Below are 16,147 nucleotides of genomic sequence, written 5' to 3'. Positions count from 1 at the left end.
TCCCATTTTTATTTAGATATTACTTAAAATTGATAAACTAACTAATTTTCACTTCGAATCCTCACGCTTAACCACCTTGACCTGGTCGCCACCAACAACCATCTCATCACAGATGTTTAGGAACAACCCGTGCTCCACCACCCCAGTTTGTTTCTTGAGGTTTTCGGATAGAGCTTGTAAATCAGCATCATTAGGAATTGTGATATCAATCAGGTAGTTACCCGAATCGGTCGCCATGATGTCCCCGTTTTCCTGGAAGCGGAAAGCAGGATGGTACCCATTGTCACGCAAGTAACGGAAGACCCCCATCCCTCCAAACGGAATGACTTCTACTGGCAACATTTGACCCTCGAGCGAGTGCCGTGGTTTGCGTTCATCCACAATCCAGATGTTGCGTTTCGACATGTTAGCGACTAATTTTTCAAACAGGAGCGCTGCTCCACCGCCTTTAATTCCATCGAGGTGATCATCAACCACGTCAGCCCCGTCGACCGTCACGTCAACGGCATCAATTGTGTTCACATCCAACATCCGCATTCCTAACTTCTCAGCTAGTTGTTGCGTCCCGACCGAAGTCGCCACACACTCGATATCCAGGTGTTCCTTCTCAATCCGATCGTGAATCGCCTTCACAAAGTAAGCCGCCGTGGTTCCAGAGCCGAGGCCCAGCACAATGTGATCTGGAATTCGGGCTGCCACGTATTGGGCTGCTTGTTCCTTTTCGCGTTCAATCTGTTCTTTAGAGTGATTGGTCTTTTGGTTGGCAGCCTCAATTTGTTCTCGAGTTGGAATCGAGTTTTGAGCACCCGCAACCTGCACCGTTAATGAAGAAGCGCGGTTGGCGTACAGCATGGCGTCTTCAATGTTGCTGTTATCCATCTCTAATTGCGAAGCCAGGGCCCCGATAAAGGTATCCCCAGCAGCAGTCGTATCCACTGCCTTAACCTTAAAAGCGGGAATAAAGCCGTGTGCTTGTGGCGTCGCGTAAAACGCTCCCTTAGAACCAACCGTGATAATTACCATCGAAATCCCCTTGCTAAAGAAGGCCATGGCATTATCCAGCATTGAAACCTCATCAGCGACCTCGATGCCAGTCAACGTTTGCGCTTCCGTTTCGTTCGGCGTAATCACGTCAGTTAGACGCAATAACTCTTCCGGTAACTCCTTGGCAGGCGCTGGATTCAAAATGGTTTGCACCCCATGTTCTTTGGCAATCTTAAAGGCAGCAATAATCGCTGAGAGCGGAATTTCCAGTTGGGCAATCACCCGATCTGCCTTGGCAATCACTGATTGGTGTGCTTCCACGTCATCAGCTGTCAATTCCATGTTGGCCCCACCGTAAACGTAAATTGAATTTTGGCCGGATTGGTCGACCGTTATGTATGCTTTTCCCGTTTGGGCTTGATCAGTTGTAACTAAGTGATCCACGTTAATGTGGTCATTTTGAAAACCAGTTAGCATGCTTTGACCGTCTTCATCGTTTCCTAGTTTCGTAATAAAGGTAGTTTGCGCTCCCGACCGGGCTGCCGCAATGGCCTGGTTTGCTCCTTTACCACCACCGTGGGATTGTTGGTAACTATTAATCGCCAGCGTTTCCCCAGGCAGCGCGTATTTTTCCACGTTTAAAACCTTATCAACGTTGGTAGATCCGACAACAACAACATTTTTCATCTCATGACCTCATTTCTATCTCGTTTTCGCCTCGATTATACCACGTTGTTGTAACCGCTTACAAACACTGATAACCCTGTGCACATTGCCGAGATTGTGAAAAGTTACATTAATTAAAAGGAGGTTTTTGCTAAAATAAGCCAGCTCATGCACCCGTAAATTAACTTGCGCACTATTTCACTTGTGAAATTAAGCAAATTTAGAAAAACTCTTCAAAACCCCTTGCAATAATAATGTAAACGGTTTATATTTTAAGGTGTAACGTTGAGTTTGATTGTTAATGAGAAATATCATCATTTTAAGGGATTATCTCAGGTTAATAATTATGCTCAAATTATCACTTTACTTTATAAGGAGAAAGATTATGGCTGACAAGATGAAAGCTTTAGTAATGACTGCCAAGCAACAAATGGAAATTGAAGAACGCGAAGTTCCTACTCCTAAAGACGATGAGGTCTTAGTAGAAACTGCTTACGCAGGGATTTGTGGTACTGACAACGCCCTCTTTAACGGGCTTCCAGGTTCTGCTGATGCCGTTCCTCCGATTGTTTTAGGTCACGAAAACTCAGGTGTCGTTCGTGCCGTGGGTAAGAACGTGAAAAACTTTAAGGAAGGCGACCGGGTAGCCGTTGACCCTAACATCTACTGTGGCAAGTGTCACTACTGTCACATCGGCCTTTACGAAGAATGTGAAAACCTTTCTGCCGTTGGGGTTACTCGTGATGGTGGTTTGGAACAATACTTCACTGCTCCTGAAGAAGTAACTTACCATGTTCCAGATGCCATTTCCTTAAAGGCTGCTTGCTCAATGGAACCAATTTCTTGTGGTGTTCACACGATGCACATCACGGAAGACATTCAACCAAGCATGAAAGCTTTAATCATCGGTGATGGTTACATGGCTAAGTTATTCGCCCAATTATTGCGTGCTTACGGAATCCAAGACATCACGATGACTGGTCGTCACGATGACTTACTGGCCCAAGAAAAAGAACAATTAAACTTAAACCACGTCGTTAATACGACTAAAGAAGACATTCCTGGTAACTACGACTTTGTAATCGAAGCCGTTGGTAAACCAGAAACCCAAGAACAAGCCGTTGAACACACTAACCCAGGTGCTCAAGTATTTATGTTCGGGGTTGGTGCTCCTGGCCAAACCTTCTCAATGAACACTTACGAAATCTTCAAGAAGCAATTAACGGTTAAAGGTTCTATGATTAACCCGCATGCTTTCGTGGACTCCATTGCATTACTTGAATCAGGTGCCGTAAAGGTTGAACCTTTCCAAGCTAACGTAATTTCGTTAGAAGAAGTTGAAGGTGTTTTAGACCACTCTACTCCTAAGACTGGTAAAACCATCGTTGCCGTTAACCCTGACTTGAAATAATCTAACTAAAGGAGAGAAACATGGCTTATCAAAAACCCAAAAAAACGCCACGGACGATTTCCATGAAGACGTCCATCATGTTTTTTATCCTCTCTTTGGTAATTAACTCGTTGGGTAACGTACTTACGTTGGTTTCTAGTTCAAAAGTGCTTCCTTCTTTTTTGGGATCAGCCTATTGGACGGCGACTGAAACAAACCTAGGGATTGCCTTTCACTGGAACTTGTTTTGGGCGTTCTTAATCCTAGGAATTTTAACGACCATCTTAAACGCGATTCTAGTTGGTCACTGGGATTGGGGGCGGGCCTTGGGAAACGTAATTTTCATGGTGCCGTTCTCCTTCCTGATTCAATTCTTTGATAACTTGTTCGTGGGTGGTGACTTATTTGGCTTCCACATGAGTCCCATCGTTAACATCCCGGTTGCCAGCGCTCATGCCGGTGACTGGTGGTTAATCGCCCTCTACATCTTGATTAACTTTATCGGGGTGGCTTTCATCGCAATTGCCATTTCAATTTATCAGCGGGTTAACCTCGTGTTGCACCCAGCTGATGACTTGATGCAGATTCTGCGGTTCAAATACTTCAAAGGTCATGCCGCGCGAGCAATGTGGGCTTCCTACATTCCCCCTACGATCATGGGAGTGATTGCCTTTATCATCACCCGTCAGTTTACCTACTACGGAATTGGAACCATTTTTGCCTTCCTCTTCCAAGGAAACATTACTGGTTGGGCTGATAAGATGGTCTTCCCACACCTGAAACACCAAGCTGTGGATATTGCGGAAGGTGATGAATCCATTATCGCTGAAGAAATTGATAGCGATATTGAGGAACACGAAGAAGAAAAAAAGATTAAACAATAACTTTTAGCCACGTTACTAATTTAGTAACGTGGTTTTTTTATGCTTATTTTCCTAGCAAAGTCGGACTATTTCGGCTTTTTTCTTCTATATAACAATCCGCACAAGCGTCACTTCCATGAAGTGTTTTGTGACATAAACAATTGTTTATTTTACGTTGACAGCAATTATTCTTCGTGCTATCGTTAGAAAAATTTAATTTTCACACCGTAAAGGAGGAATTACCATGCACGGTCTCTTTCGTAAAAAAGACATTAATACATTACTTAACCAATCAACCCCGCTGAAACGGAGTCTAACCGCTAAGGACCTCACCCTACTCGGGATCGGGGCCATCATCGGAACCGGGATCTTCGTTCTGACGGGGAAAGGTGCATTGACTGCGGGTCCGGCCCTCTCCATTTCATTTCTGATTGCCGCCATCTGTTGTGGGTTCGCGGGTCTCTGTTACGCAGAATTCGCCTCCATGGCGCCCATTTCTGGTTCGGCATACACCTACTCTTTCATTGCCTTTGGTGAGTTAATTGCCTTCATCATTGGCTGGGATTTGATTTTAGAGTACGCCCTTGCAGCCGCCACCGTGGCCGTCGGGTGGTCCGGATACTTCGTTAACATTTTAGCCAATATTGGGATTAAGGTCCCGACGGCTTTAACCGCGGCCGCTGGAACAACTCCGGGCGTCCACACCATCTTTAATCTCCCGGCCTTCCTGATTGTCCTAATCATCACCTGGGTTATCTCGCTGGGAATCAACGAAACCAAACGGCTGAACTCCATCATGGTGTTCATTAAGTTGGCCGTAATCTTACTCTTCATTCTCTTTACAGTTTGGTCGGTTAAGGTAGCTAATTGGAAACCATTTAACCCATTTGGCTGGTACTCCATCCACAACGGGACGGCTGCTGGAATCATTCCGGCCGCTTCAATCGTGTTCTTCTCTTTCATCGGATTTGATTCTGTTTCTTCCAGTGCTGAAGAAACGATTAACCCGAGCAAGAACCTCCCACGTGGGATTCTCTTCTCGCTAATCATTTCAACAATTCTCTACATCGTAATGACCTTAATTATGACTGGAGTAGTCAAGTACCCCGTTTTTGCTAAATACCTCAACGCTCCGGTACTAGCCGTACTCGCCCAAACCGGACAAACGTGGCTCGCTGCGGTCGTAAGTCTTGGAGCCGTAGTTGGAATGACCACTGTCATTTTAGTAATGCTGTACGGTCAATCTCGGATTAGTTACTCGATGGCGCGGGACGGTCTCTTTCCGAAAGTCTTTAGTAAGGTGGACCAAAAACACCAAACCCCTTACGTAGTAACCTGGTTCTTTGGAATCATTACGGCCCTTGCCGCTGGTTTCATTAACTTAAACATCCTGTCCGAACTGGTGAACATTGGAACCCTGTCAGCCTTCATTCTAGTAGCGGCTGGAATCATGTTAATGCGCTACACGCAACCCAACGCCAAACGGGGCTTCAAGGCTCCCTTGGTTCCCTTCACGCCCATCATGTCAATTCTCTTCTGTTTCATGTTAATTGCAGGTCTGAACTGGGAAACCTGGGTGCGGTTCTTCATCTGGTTAGTGCTCGGATTAATCGTTTACTTCGGTTACAGTCGTCGTCATTCAGTATTAAATAAATAACATTGCAGCAGTTCTAATTGTGGAACTGCTTTTTGTATGATGAGTAATTACCCTTAATTTTCTGATTTGAGTCTATTTTAGGTGAACAATTGTCCTCATTAGCATTCAAACCAGCTAATTAGCAAACATTGCCTTTCTTTCCCCGTCAGGCGTTCGCAAACCATTCCTTAATATCCTCATTAATTACGTGAATATTAATATTTTATGTTTACATTTGCTTTTCATGGGGGGTACAATAAGAAAAACTTAAGTTTTTGAACTTTTTTTGGAGGTAGTCACTATGAAATTTTTTCGGCACCATAAACTAATTTCGGTTGCGCTCGTTGGTGCCGCTGCTCTCACGCTGACTGGGTTAATTAATCCAGCTCATGCTGCTGATGGCGGTGACAAAAAGACGCTCTCAGTTAGTGCCAAAGCTCCCATCAACACCATGGACTCGTCTTTAAACACTGATGCTTATGGAGCTCAGTCTTTAAACAACACCATGGAGGGAATATATCGCTTCACCGGTAAAAACTTAGAACCGGCTGTTGCTAAATCAATTGCAAAACCCACCAATGATGGGAAACGCTACACGATTGATTTGAAAAAAACCAAATGGTCAAACGGTGACCCAGTAACCGCCAACGATTTCGTGTACGCTTGGCGACGGATTGTGGATCCTAAGACCGCTTCGCAATATTCCTACATCTATAGTGGAATTAAAAACGCAGACGCCATTACAGCCGGGAAGAAAAAGCCCGACCAACTGGGAATTAAGGCGTTGGGTCCTTACAAGTTGCAAATTGACCTGGATCACCCCATCCCATTCTTCGACACTTTGATGGCTAGTTCCCAATTCTACCCATTGAACCAAAAAGTGGTTGAAAAGCTCGGTGACCAATACGGACTAGCCAGCAAGGGCATGGTCTTCAACGGACCGTACAAGTTGCAGAACTGGAAGGTCGGCGACACTGAGTGGACCGATGTGAAGAACGACAATTACTGGAACGCTAAAAACGTGAAGTTAAACAAGGTGAAATACTACACCATTGCTGATCCAAATACTGGCTTGAACCTTTACGACACCAACGTTTTAGACCGGTACCAAGACCTGAATGGTGACACGGCCCGGCAATTATCAAACAGTAAAGAATTTAGCACTGATCCTTCGAACTCAACTTACTACCTAGAGTTAAACCAAAAGAAAATTCCAGCGTTGAAAAACGCCAAGTTACGACAAGCTATGTCTTTAACTATCAACCGAAACGATCTTTCTAACGTAATCTTAGGAAAGACCGGGATTCCGGCTCACAGCCTGGTACCAAGCAAGATGAGCAAGGATCCCCAAACTGGGCAGGACTTTACTAAGACCGATCAAGCTATGGCTGATCGCAAGTACACGGCTTACAACCCCACCTTAGCGAAGAAGCTGTGGCAAGAAGGAATGAAGGAAACTGGGCAAAAAGAACTCAACCTGACCTTCACGGCGGATAACACCGACACCACCAAGAAACTCGCTGAATACCTGCAAAACAACATGGAAAAGGACTTACCTGGTCTAAAGATGACCATCAGCTCCGTTCCATTTAAGACCCGACTTCAACGGGAAGCCAGTGGGGACTTTGACATGGCCACCTCTGCTTGGAACGCTGATTATCCTGACCCAACCAACTTCTTAGACTTAGCAACGACCGGCAACCCGCAAAACAACGGAAAATGGTCGAACAAAGCCTTTGACGAACAAGAAAAGGCAGCTACATCTACCAATGCCAACAATCCAACTGCTCGTTGGCAAAACATGCAAACCGCGCAACACATTTTGACCCAAGAACAGGGAATTATCCCAATGTACCAAAACACGACTGCTTCTTTAACAAAACCAGACGTGCGTGGCTTTAACATTACCCCAAATGGTCAATATGACATGGCAGCCGTTTACAAAAAATAAAGGAGGTTAAAAACGATGACGAAGTACATCCTAAAACGAATTTTTTATCTGTTTCTCACGTTACTAATTATCGCTTCCATCACCTTCTTCATGATGAAAGGGTTGCCGGGGACGCCGTACACGAACCAAGCCAAAATGTCTCCAGCCCAATTAGCCATGATGAACCATAAGTATGGGTTTGATAAGCCACTCTACGTACAATACTTTATCTACATGGGAAACCTCTTACACGGTGACCTGGGAACATCTTTCCAATTTAACAACCAACCCGTTACGCAATTAATCGGGGACCACATTGGACCTTCGATGCAATTAGGACTGCAAGCCATGATTGTTGGAACGGTCCTTGGAATCATCCTTGGAAGTATCGCTGCCATCCGGAAAAACTCCTGGGTGGATGCAACGGCTACAATTGTATCGATCTTAGGATTATCCATCCCTAGTTTCGTGTTAGCCATCCTGTTGCAATACTACCTTGGTTACAAATGGCAACTCTTCCCCGTGGCTCTCTGGCACGGCTTTAGTTACTCCATCCTCCCCACGCTTGCTTTAGCGGCCTTTCCATTGGCCAGTATCGCGCGATACATGCGGACGGAAATGGTTGATGTGCTCCACAGTGACTACATTGAGCTTGCCAAAGCTAAGGGTGATACCAGTCGCCAAGTGATTATCAAGCATGCCATTCGAAACTCCTTAATTCCCATCATCACGGTAATTGGTCCGATGGCTGTTTCCATCATGACCGGTTCCATGGTAGTTGAATCAATCTTCTCGATTCCTGGGATTGGGAATCAATTTGTGCAGTCAATTTTAACCAATGATTACCCAACCATCATGGGCTTGACGATCTTCTACTCGGTCTTGATGGTTTCCATCATTCTGATTGTTGATATCCTTTACGGAATCATTGACCCACGGATTAGACTTGGTAAAGGAGGAAAAGCATAATGGCACAAAATTTACCACCCCAGGAAAGTGAATTCCAATTTGTCAGCAATGATTTATCGAACTTGCCCATTTCTGGCGAAGTCGTTGGTGACTCACGGACCTACTTTCAAGACGTTAAACGGCGTCTCTTCCACAACAAAATCGCGATGGTTTCCGGAATCATCCTCTTACTGATCGTGTTAATCGCGTTCCTTGGACCAGCCTTTGTTCCGACTGATCCAAACGCGCAAAACGTTTTATTTGCTAACTTGCCACCCAAGATTGGGAACTTGAACATTCCTGGTTTTAATGGAATGCAAACGGTCGCTGGTCACACGGTGGACGCCTATAAACAGGCTCACGTTCCCCACGGTACTTACTATGTCTTTGGGACCGACTACCTAGGTCGGGACCTCTTCGCTCGGGTGCTTTACGGAACCCGACTCTCAATTATCGTCGCCGTCGTTGCGACCCTGTTGGACCTCTTCATCGGGGTTCCTTACGGAATCGTTTCTGGATTAGCCAGCGAACGTGTTGATACGTTCATGCAACGAATTATCGAAATTATTTCTTCTGTTCCTGACCTCATCGTCGTAATCTTGTTGTTAATCGTGTTGAAACCAGGTTTGACTTCGATCACGATTGCGATTGCCTTTACCGGTTGGATTACCATGGCTCGTTTGATTCGGGCGCAGGTCTTCAAACTGAAGGAAAACGAATACGTGTTAGCTTCCCAAACTTTAGGTGAATCAAAGACTAAGATTGCTTGGAAACACTTGATTCCTAACTTGAGTTCGACCATCATCATTCAGACGATGTTCTCGATTCCAAGTGCCATCTTCTTTGAAGCCTTCCTAAGCTTCATCGGGATTGGGATTCCGGCACCAAACGCTTCTTTAGGTACGTTGATGAGCGACGGACAAAAAGCCTTCCACTTCCTGCCTTACCAGATGTGGATTCCTGCTTTAATCCTGAGTTTGATTATGATTACCACGAACCTCGTTGGGGACGGCCTGCGGGACGCCTTTGACCCACAATCTGATTAGAAAGGAGGAGTACCGATGACTGACAACATTTTACAAGTGAAAAATTTACAAGTAGACTTTTCCACCTTAAACGGAACTGTCCACGCCATCCGAGACGTTAGTTTCGACCTGAAAAAGGGAGAAACCCTCGCCCTCGTGGGTGAATCTGGTTCCGGAAAATCAGTAACCGTGCGTAGCGTGATTCAACTGTACGCTAAGAACGCCAAGGTTACTGGTGGTTCCGTCCAGTTTCATGACCAGGATCTCCTCCATTTAAGTCCCAAGGAAATGGATAAGATTCGGGGAAAAGACATCTCGATGATCTTCCAGGATCCAATGACCTCATTGGACCCCACCATGACGATTGGTAAGCAAGTGGCTGAACCGTTGATTACTCACGGTGATGCTTCAAAAGAAGAAGCCATGAAAAGAGCGCTCGAGGTCTTAGAAATGGTGGGCATTCCGAACGCCAAGGAACGAATCAAGGACTATCCTCACCAATTCTCTGGTGGGCAACGGCAACGGATCGTGATTGCGATGGCCATTATTGATAACCCCGAAATTCTGATTGCCGACGAACCAACCACAGCGTTGGACGTGACTGTGCAAGCTCAAATCATTAGCTTATTAAAGGACCTGCAAAAGAAGATTGGAACTTCCATCATCTTCATCACCCACGATTTAGGAGTGGTAGCCGGAATTGCTGATCGGGTCGCCGTGATGTATGCCGGAAAGATCATTGAATACGGATTGACGGACGAAATTTACTACGATCCAAAGCACCCTTACACGTGGGGACTCCTCGACTCAATGCCTACCCTAGACATTCAAGGTCAACGACTGAAAGCCATTCCCGGAACTCCAGCTAACTTGATTAACCCACCCAAGGGGGATGCGTTTGCTCCCCGGGATCCCTATGCCCTAAAGATTGACGAACGGTTACAACCACCCTTCTTTAAGGTGACGGACACCCACTACGCCGCTACCTGGCTGCTCGATCCCCGCGCTCCCAAGGTAACTCCGCCAGAATCAATTCAAAAGCGGTTTGCAAAGTACAAAGAACTGCGAGGTGAAGAACAACATGACTAATTCAGAACAAAAGCCAATCGTAAAGGTGCGACACTTAAAGCAGTACTTTAACGAAGGCAAAAAGGATGAAGTCAAGGCCGTGGATGACATTTCCTTTGACATCTACGAAGGTGAAACCCTTGGTTTAGTGGGTGAATCTGGTTCCGGAAAAACCACCACCGGCCGAAGTATCATTAGGCTGTACAATCCAACCAGTGGTGACGTTTACTTTCACGATGAAAACATTGCGAAATTAAAAAACAAACATCTCAAGGACTTCCGGAAGCAGATGCAGATGATTTTCCAAGATCCCTACGCTTCTTTAGACCCCCGGATGAAGGTTAAGGACATCATTGCCGAAGGAATTGACATTCATCACCTGGCCCAAAACAGCGAAGACCGGGATCGTCAGGTAGCCGACTTACTCAAGAAGGTTAACTTGAACCCTGAATTTGCCAACCGATATCCCCACGAATTCTCTGGGGGACAACGACAACGGATTGGGATAGCCCGCGCATTAGCCGTACAACCTGACTTCATCATTGCCGACGAACCGATTTCGGCCCTTGATGTTTCAATTCAAGCCCAAGTGGTCAACCTGTTACAAGACATTCAGGAAGAACAAGGATTAACCTACCTGTTTATCGCCCACGATTTGTCGATGGTGAAGTACATCAGTGACCGAATTGCCGTGCTTTACAAGGGTAAAATCGTCGAGATGGCGGAAACGGAAGAAGTTTATAACCATCCGCTCCACCCCTACACTCAGAGCCTGCTATCAGCGGTTCCAGTTCCTGATCCAGAACTAGAACGCAATCATCACGTTAAAGAGTTTGATCACTCGCATCCGTTTAAGGAAGGCGAGGAACTCCGTGAAGTAAAACCCGGCCACTTCCTCTACTGTGACGAAGCGACTGCCAAAAAGTATCAATAACCACAAAAAGCCCCTCCTAGGAGGGGCTTTTTGTTTACAGTTTTAAACTGAGCCAACCGTTCAAAGCGGGTTCAGAAATGATATAATGAACCAAATTACTTAGTAAAGGAGTCTGCTCATGAAATACAATCAATTGAGCCAACAAAATGCTAACTTACAAGCCAAGCTCGACAAACCTCATCAGCGTTATTATCAATCCCTGCTGTTCTACGTCCGGTTCTTCAGCCTCTTTGTCCACGAAACGGAGATTGAATCCGAACTACTAGGAATCCTCTATCGGCTCTTAGACGGACAAAAACAGGGCAAATCTGGACAGGCTACCTTTCAGATGAATCCGAAAATTTTGGCTTATCAATTAACCCAGGCCCAAAAGCTCAAACCGAAGTCTCTTTTACATTTTCTGTGCATAGTAACCTTCTGGTTGGTAATCGCCCTGTGTGTTCCAGTCCTACTGATTCCTCACTTGCAACTCAACGTAGGAAGCTTACTGTTGGCCGTGGCCTACATCTGGGGCTTTGGCTGGCTCGTTACTCGTCCCTTCATGATGCGCTTCTTCTTACGGTTACCGACCTGGGCTACGATTGTACTCACCGTGCTCTTGTGGCTGATCCTCTTTTATCCGCTCATCTTGTTTCCCATTATCAGCCCTACCACGACGGATCCAATTGGCTTTTCGCGCTTAATTCGCTTCGTGGTGCTGGCCCTGATTATCATCCTCATCCTGGGCGCCTATCTCTACCACGAAAAACACCAAACCCACAAAAAGGAGTAACTCATAACGAGTTACTCCTTTTTAATATCCATTAGCGAATTAATTGATCCCGTTGATTAAAGAAGCTCTTGTAGCCTAAGTAGCACCCAATAATGGAACTAATTGAGGTGATCCCCAAAAGCATGAACGTCACCATAATCTGGTATTTGATGGCTAATACTGGATCAGCTCCGGCAAAGATCATCCCAGACATCATCCCGGGTAATGCTACGAGTCCCACCGTTTTGGCACTATCAATTGTGGGTTGGAGCCCCGTCTTGATGGCATCACGGATAATCCCTTTACTAGCTATCATCGGGGTTGCTCCCAACGCTAACATTTCCAAAACCTGGGAACGACGGTCCTTAAACATCGAATTCATTGTCCGGAAACAGAGGCCCATCGAAACCATTGAGTTACTAACAATCATCCCCGAGACTGGAATAATTTGGGAAGGAATGAACTTCAAAGCACCGTCAAGCACCAGTACCAGTAAAATCACTAATGTACTGGTGGCAATCGCCGTTAATGAAATCCAAAAGGCATTTCGCAAGCCACCACTACGACCCCGCGCGTTATAAGCCCCGTTGAAGATGATGATTAAGATTAGCAACATGGTGAGCAACCAGTTGTTGACTTGGAACACGTACTTTAACACGTATCCCACTACGAATAACTGAATCACACACCGAATCGTAGCAACAATCAAGTCCTTGGTAATGCCCAGGTGTTCCCGGTACCCAATCCACATGGCAAAGACCACAAAGACCGCCGTTAACGCGAGGGCCGTATTAGAAACAATTAGATTATGCATGTTTAGCAACCTCCTCCATTTGACCGGCTTTGATTTGGTAGAGATGTTGGGCCGCCTGAATTTCTTCGTCATCGTGCGTAATCATGATGACCGTCATTTGGTACTTCTGGTTAAAATAATCCAGCATTTTGTGAACACTTTCTTTACTATCACTATCTAAGCCAGTGGTAACCTCATCCGTAATTAAAATCTTCGGCGGAAAGAGCACGTTCCGCAGTAATGCAACCCGTTGTTTTTCTCCCCCCGACAAGCTCGTAACCTGGCGATCTAGGTCCGCTTCCCCGAGATCCACCGTCTTCAGCGCTTGGATGGCGTGCTGTTCGTCAAACGGTTGCTTGCGAATTTGGTACGGAAACTCGAGGTTTTCCCGCACGGTATCACCAAACAAGGTTGGCTGTTGCACCGCATACGAAACCTCGCGTCGATACGCAATTGGATCTAGTTCGGTAATCGGTTTGCCTGCAAAGGTAATCGTCCCACTAGTGGGGTTTAGTAATGACGCCAACAGCTTGACAAAGGTCGATTTCCCGCTTCCGGAAGGACCAGTAATCGTGACCACGGCGCCTTGATCAATCGACCAGTTAATGTTGTTAATGATGTTACGATCGTCAATCGTATAGCACAATGCTTGTGTCTCTAACTGATGCATGGCAATCTCCTCTTTTCTTAAATCTTTTTTAATTATACGCTGATTTACCCATGACTCCAACTAGAAGCCAACCCCTGCGGGAACACGCCTAGAAATGATATAATTAAACGGATTAGTTACATAAGGAGAAAAAATGAAAAAACAACGAAACCAGTCTCACCAGCGGTCCACAGACGTCCAGGTGCAACTGCACCAACGCGTGACCGTTACCATCAAACGACTTGGCATTAACGGCGAAGGGGTCGGTTACTACCGCCGCAAATTAATCTTCATTCCCGGCGCCCTCCCGACGGAAGTCGTCCAGGCTGACATTAGTGAAATTAAACCGCGCTACCTTCGGGGAACGCTGCAACAAATTGATAAAAAAAGTCAGTTCCGGATTGCTCCTCGTGACGCCTACGCCAACGAAGTCGGTGGTTTAGAACTTGAAGTGCTCGACTACCCCCAACAGTTAAAGTTTAAACGGGATTTAGTCAAACAAGCCCTCAGTCGCTTTCATCCCCGGGGGTTTGAAAAATACGACGTGCGCCCCGTGATTGGGATGCAAGATCCGTATGAATACCGGAATAAGGCCCAATTTCAAATTCGGACCGATGAAGACGGTCGCATAATTGCTGGGCTTTATAAAGAAGGGACACACGAAGTGGTCGACATGGAAACCTGCGCGGTTCAAGACCCACTCACGATGAAGGTCATGCGCGCCGTGGTCCGGATGGTAGAAGACCTCCAGATTCCGACCTATGACGAAGAATCTAACACCGGGATTTTAAAGACGATTGTGGTACGGGCCGCTCGAAACACCGATCAGGTACAACTAGTTTTTATTACGCACTCTAAGAAGCTTTTAAAACAACACCAGTTAATCTGGCGGATTGCCGAAGAACTCCCGGAAGTGACGTCAATCATGCACAATGTCAATCCCGGTACTTCTCCGCTAATTTGGGGTGAACAGACCATGAGATTGGCTGGAAGTCCGACGATCACCGAAAAAATCAAGGGCTTATCATTTTCCCTTTCGGCCCGGGCTTTCTTACAATTAAACTCCATCATGACCCCCAAGCTCTATGACTTAGCTGGTCAAGCGTTAGAATTAGCCTCAACTGATCGGCTGGTTGATGCCTACGCGGGAGTCGGAACCATTGGACTGACCTTGGCTAATCAAGTGGCTGAGGTCCGAGGAATGGAAACGATTCCGGAAGCAGTGGAAGATGCTAATCAAAACGCCGCTACCAATCGGATTGAAAATGCCCACTACTTTACCGGAAAGGCCGAAGAACTCTTGCCCGAATGGGAACAAGCGGGGTGGTATCCCGATGCGCTCGTAGTTGATCCGCCCCGGGTCGGCTTGGATCAAAAATTGATTGATACCATTCTCGCCACCCGACCCCGGAAATTTGTCTACGTTTCCTGCAACCAATCCACCTTGGCCCAGGACCTGGTCCAGTTAACCAAGGAATACACCGTTGACTACTTACAACCCGTCGACATGCTACCGCAAACGGCACACGTCGAAATTGTGGTTAAATTAACTCTGAAATAAAGGAGATTGTTTATGAATCAATTTAACCTTAATGACGAAGATGATGACCAATTAAAACAACTGCTAACCATGCTCCCGGATAACTACGCGGTGGTCTACCGCAAGGACGGACGGGTGCGGATTAACAAGGTCGGTTTATCCTTTACTGCGCTGTTTTTTGGAATCCTACCGGCTTGGTTTAGAGGTGACTGGTATAACATTTTCTGTATGCTCGGGATTGAAGCCGGCTTCACCATGCTATATAGTTATCTCACTCGAACCGACTTAGCAACCGCTTCTTACGCCCTCGGGGTTTTCTTTAACTTTTTGTGGTGTGGGATTTACAACTTAATGTACTTCCGTCACTCGCAAAATCTTGGTTATGAACCGTACGACCAACGTTCGGAGCAGTTGTTGAAACAACATCGTTATTATCGCTAACCAAAAACACTTCCAGTTTGCATTACGCAAAGTGGAAGTGTTTTTTAGTTAATTCGTTTGTTGTAACTTCTGTAACCCGAAGCGAGAAATCGGTCCCACCAACAGTAGTTGTAAGGGTAAGGCCACGATGATGTTCAAGCCCCAGGTCATCAGATATGCTACACCCCAGTTTGATGGTGTGTCAGTGCTCATCAGCAGTCCAAATAAGGACATGCAGGTCACCATCCCCAAGACCATCAGGACCGAAATAGTCATTCCAATCCGAATCGGACTGGTGTTTGCGGGGTCCTTAATCAAGAACTTGAAAACCACGGCCTTGACCAGTGGTCCCACTAACAAAAGATCTAATAGAACCGCCACCAATAAACCCAGTGGGTAACCAGTTAAGACTTCCGTCCACACGTGACTGGAAAAGCCGTCCGTTTTGACAATGTTATAAAAAGTCATCCCTAAGACCATTAAGCCGGCCATCATACCGGTAAAAAATAATTCTTCTTTCCAATTTTTAGGCATTTGCTTCCTCCTCTTT

15 protein-coding genes are annotated in these 16,147 nt (G+C 46.0%); 11 read left to right on the top strand and 4 right to left on the bottom strand.

The window, feature by feature from the left end; genetic code table 11:
• Positions 1-48: 48 nt before the first annotated feature.
• The gene (gene rbsK / locus M3M37_RS07355) at positions 49-1,671 is read right to left on the bottom strand and encodes a ribokinase (protein WP_252795151.1); all 1,623 of its coding nucleotides are present in this window, start codon (positions 1,669-1,671) and stop codon (positions 49-51) included.
• Between the two features lie 376 nt (positions 1,672-2,047).
• On the opposite strand from rbsK, the gene M3M37_RS07350 reads away from it, so the two are divergent.
• The 9 genes from M3M37_RS07350 to M3M37_RS07310 all read left to right on the top strand — a co-directional run bounded on the left by M3M37_RS07350 (position 2,048) and on the right by M3M37_RS07310 (position 12,216).
• Complete coding sequence (locus M3M37_RS07350; protein WP_252795941.1) at positions 2,048-3,061, top strand: zinc-dependent alcohol dehydrogenase family protein; 1,014 nt, start codon at positions 2,048-2,050, stop codon at positions 3,059-3,061.
• A gap of 20 nt (positions 3,062-3,081) precedes the next feature.
• Positions 3,082-3,924, top strand: a complete 843-nt coding sequence (locus tag M3M37_RS07345) for a DUF6198 family protein (protein WP_252795150.1) — start codon at positions 3,082-3,084, stop codon at positions 3,922-3,924.
• A 223-nt stretch (positions 3,925-4,147) separates the two neighbouring features.
• Positions 4,148-5,560 carry an amino acid permease gene (locus tag M3M37_RS07340; RefSeq protein ID WP_252795149.1) on the top strand — a complete coding sequence of 471 codons (1,413 nt, stop codon included), beginning with the start codon at positions 4,148-4,150 and terminating at the stop codon, positions 5,558-5,560.
• A gap of 280 nt (positions 5,561-5,840) precedes the next feature.
• Positions 5,841-7,490 (top strand): peptide ABC transporter substrate-binding protein, encoded by a 1,650-nt coding sequence (locus M3M37_RS07335; RefSeq protein ID WP_252795148.1) that lies wholly within the window; start codon positions 5,841-5,843, stop codon positions 7,488-7,490.
• Between the two features lie 15 nt (positions 7,491-7,505).
• Positions 7,506-8,438, top strand: coding sequence for an oligopeptide ABC transporter permease (gene opp3b, locus M3M37_RS07330; protein WP_252795147.1), 933 nt, complete (start codon positions 7,506-7,508; stop codon positions 8,436-8,438).
• Positions 8,438-9,463 (top strand): ABC transporter permease, encoded by a 1,026-nt coding sequence (locus M3M37_RS07325; protein ID WP_252795146.1) that lies wholly within the window; start codon positions 8,438-8,440, stop codon positions 9,461-9,463. The genes opp3b and M3M37_RS07325 overlap by 1 nt, the downstream gene beginning before the upstream one ends.
• Before the next feature lie 15 nt (positions 9,464-9,478).
• Positions 9,479-10,531 carry an ABC transporter ATP-binding protein gene (locus tag M3M37_RS07320; RefSeq protein ID WP_252795145.1) on the top strand — a complete coding sequence of 351 codons (1,053 nt, stop codon included), beginning with the start codon at positions 9,479-9,481 and terminating at the stop codon, positions 10,529-10,531.
• Entirely contained in the window at positions 10,524-11,444 is a 921-nt protein-coding gene (locus M3M37_RS07315; RefSeq protein WP_252795144.1) for an ABC transporter ATP-binding protein, read from the top strand. The genes M3M37_RS07320 and M3M37_RS07315 overlap by 8 nt, the downstream gene beginning before the upstream one ends.
• Before the next feature lie 118 nt (positions 11,445-11,562).
• On the top strand, positions 11,563-12,216 hold the full coding sequence (locus tag M3M37_RS07310; RefSeq protein WP_252795143.1) for a hypothetical protein: 654 nt from the start codon (positions 11,563-11,565) through the stop codon (positions 12,214-12,216).
• Positions 12,217-12,247: 31 nt separating this feature from the next.
• Here M3M37_RS07310 and M3M37_RS07305 read toward each other — a convergent pair whose 3' ends face one another.
• The gene (locus tag M3M37_RS07305) at positions 12,248-13,009 is read right to left on the bottom strand and encodes an ABC transporter permease (RefSeq protein WP_252795142.1); all 762 of its coding nucleotides are present in this window, start codon (positions 13,007-13,009) and stop codon (positions 12,248-12,250) included.
• Positions 13,002-13,658, bottom strand: coding sequence for an ABC transporter ATP-binding protein (locus M3M37_RS07300; RefSeq protein ID WP_252795141.1), 657 nt, complete (start codon positions 13,656-13,658; stop codon positions 13,002-13,004). Before M3M37_RS07300 ends, M3M37_RS07305 begins: the two co-directional genes overlap by 8 nt.
• A gap of 133 nt (positions 13,659-13,791) precedes the next feature.
• On the opposite strand from M3M37_RS07300, the gene rlmD reads away from it, so the two are divergent.
• Positions 13,792-15,198 carry a 23S rRNA (uracil(1939)-C(5))-methyltransferase RlmD gene (gene rlmD, locus M3M37_RS07295; RefSeq protein ID WP_252795140.1) on the top strand — a complete coding sequence of 469 codons (1,407 nt, stop codon included), beginning with the start codon at positions 13,792-13,794 and terminating at the stop codon, positions 15,196-15,198.
• A gap of 12 nt (positions 15,199-15,210) precedes the next feature.
• Positions 15,211-15,618 (top strand): hypothetical protein, encoded by a 408-nt coding sequence (locus M3M37_RS07290; RefSeq protein ID WP_252795139.1) that lies wholly within the window; start codon positions 15,211-15,213, stop codon positions 15,616-15,618.
• Positions 15,619-15,666: 48 nt separating this feature from the next.
• Here the strand turns inward: M3M37_RS07290 and M3M37_RS07285 are convergent, their stop codons facing one another.
• Positions 15,667-16,131: a DUF2798 domain-containing protein gene (locus tag M3M37_RS07285; RefSeq protein ID WP_252795138.1), complete on the bottom strand. Its 465-nt coding sequence runs from the start codon at positions 16,129-16,131 to the stop codon at positions 15,667-15,669.
• Between the last annotated feature and the right edge of the window lie 16 nt (positions 16,132-16,147).

This window comes from Fructilactobacillus carniphilus (assembly GCF_024029675.1).
Classification (GTDB): Bacteria; Bacillota; Bacilli; order Lactobacillales; family Lactobacillaceae; genus Fructilactobacillus; species Fructilactobacillus carniphilus.
Note: the sequence above shows the minus strand (reverse complement) of the source record. Positions and strands in the feature narration are given on the sequence as shown.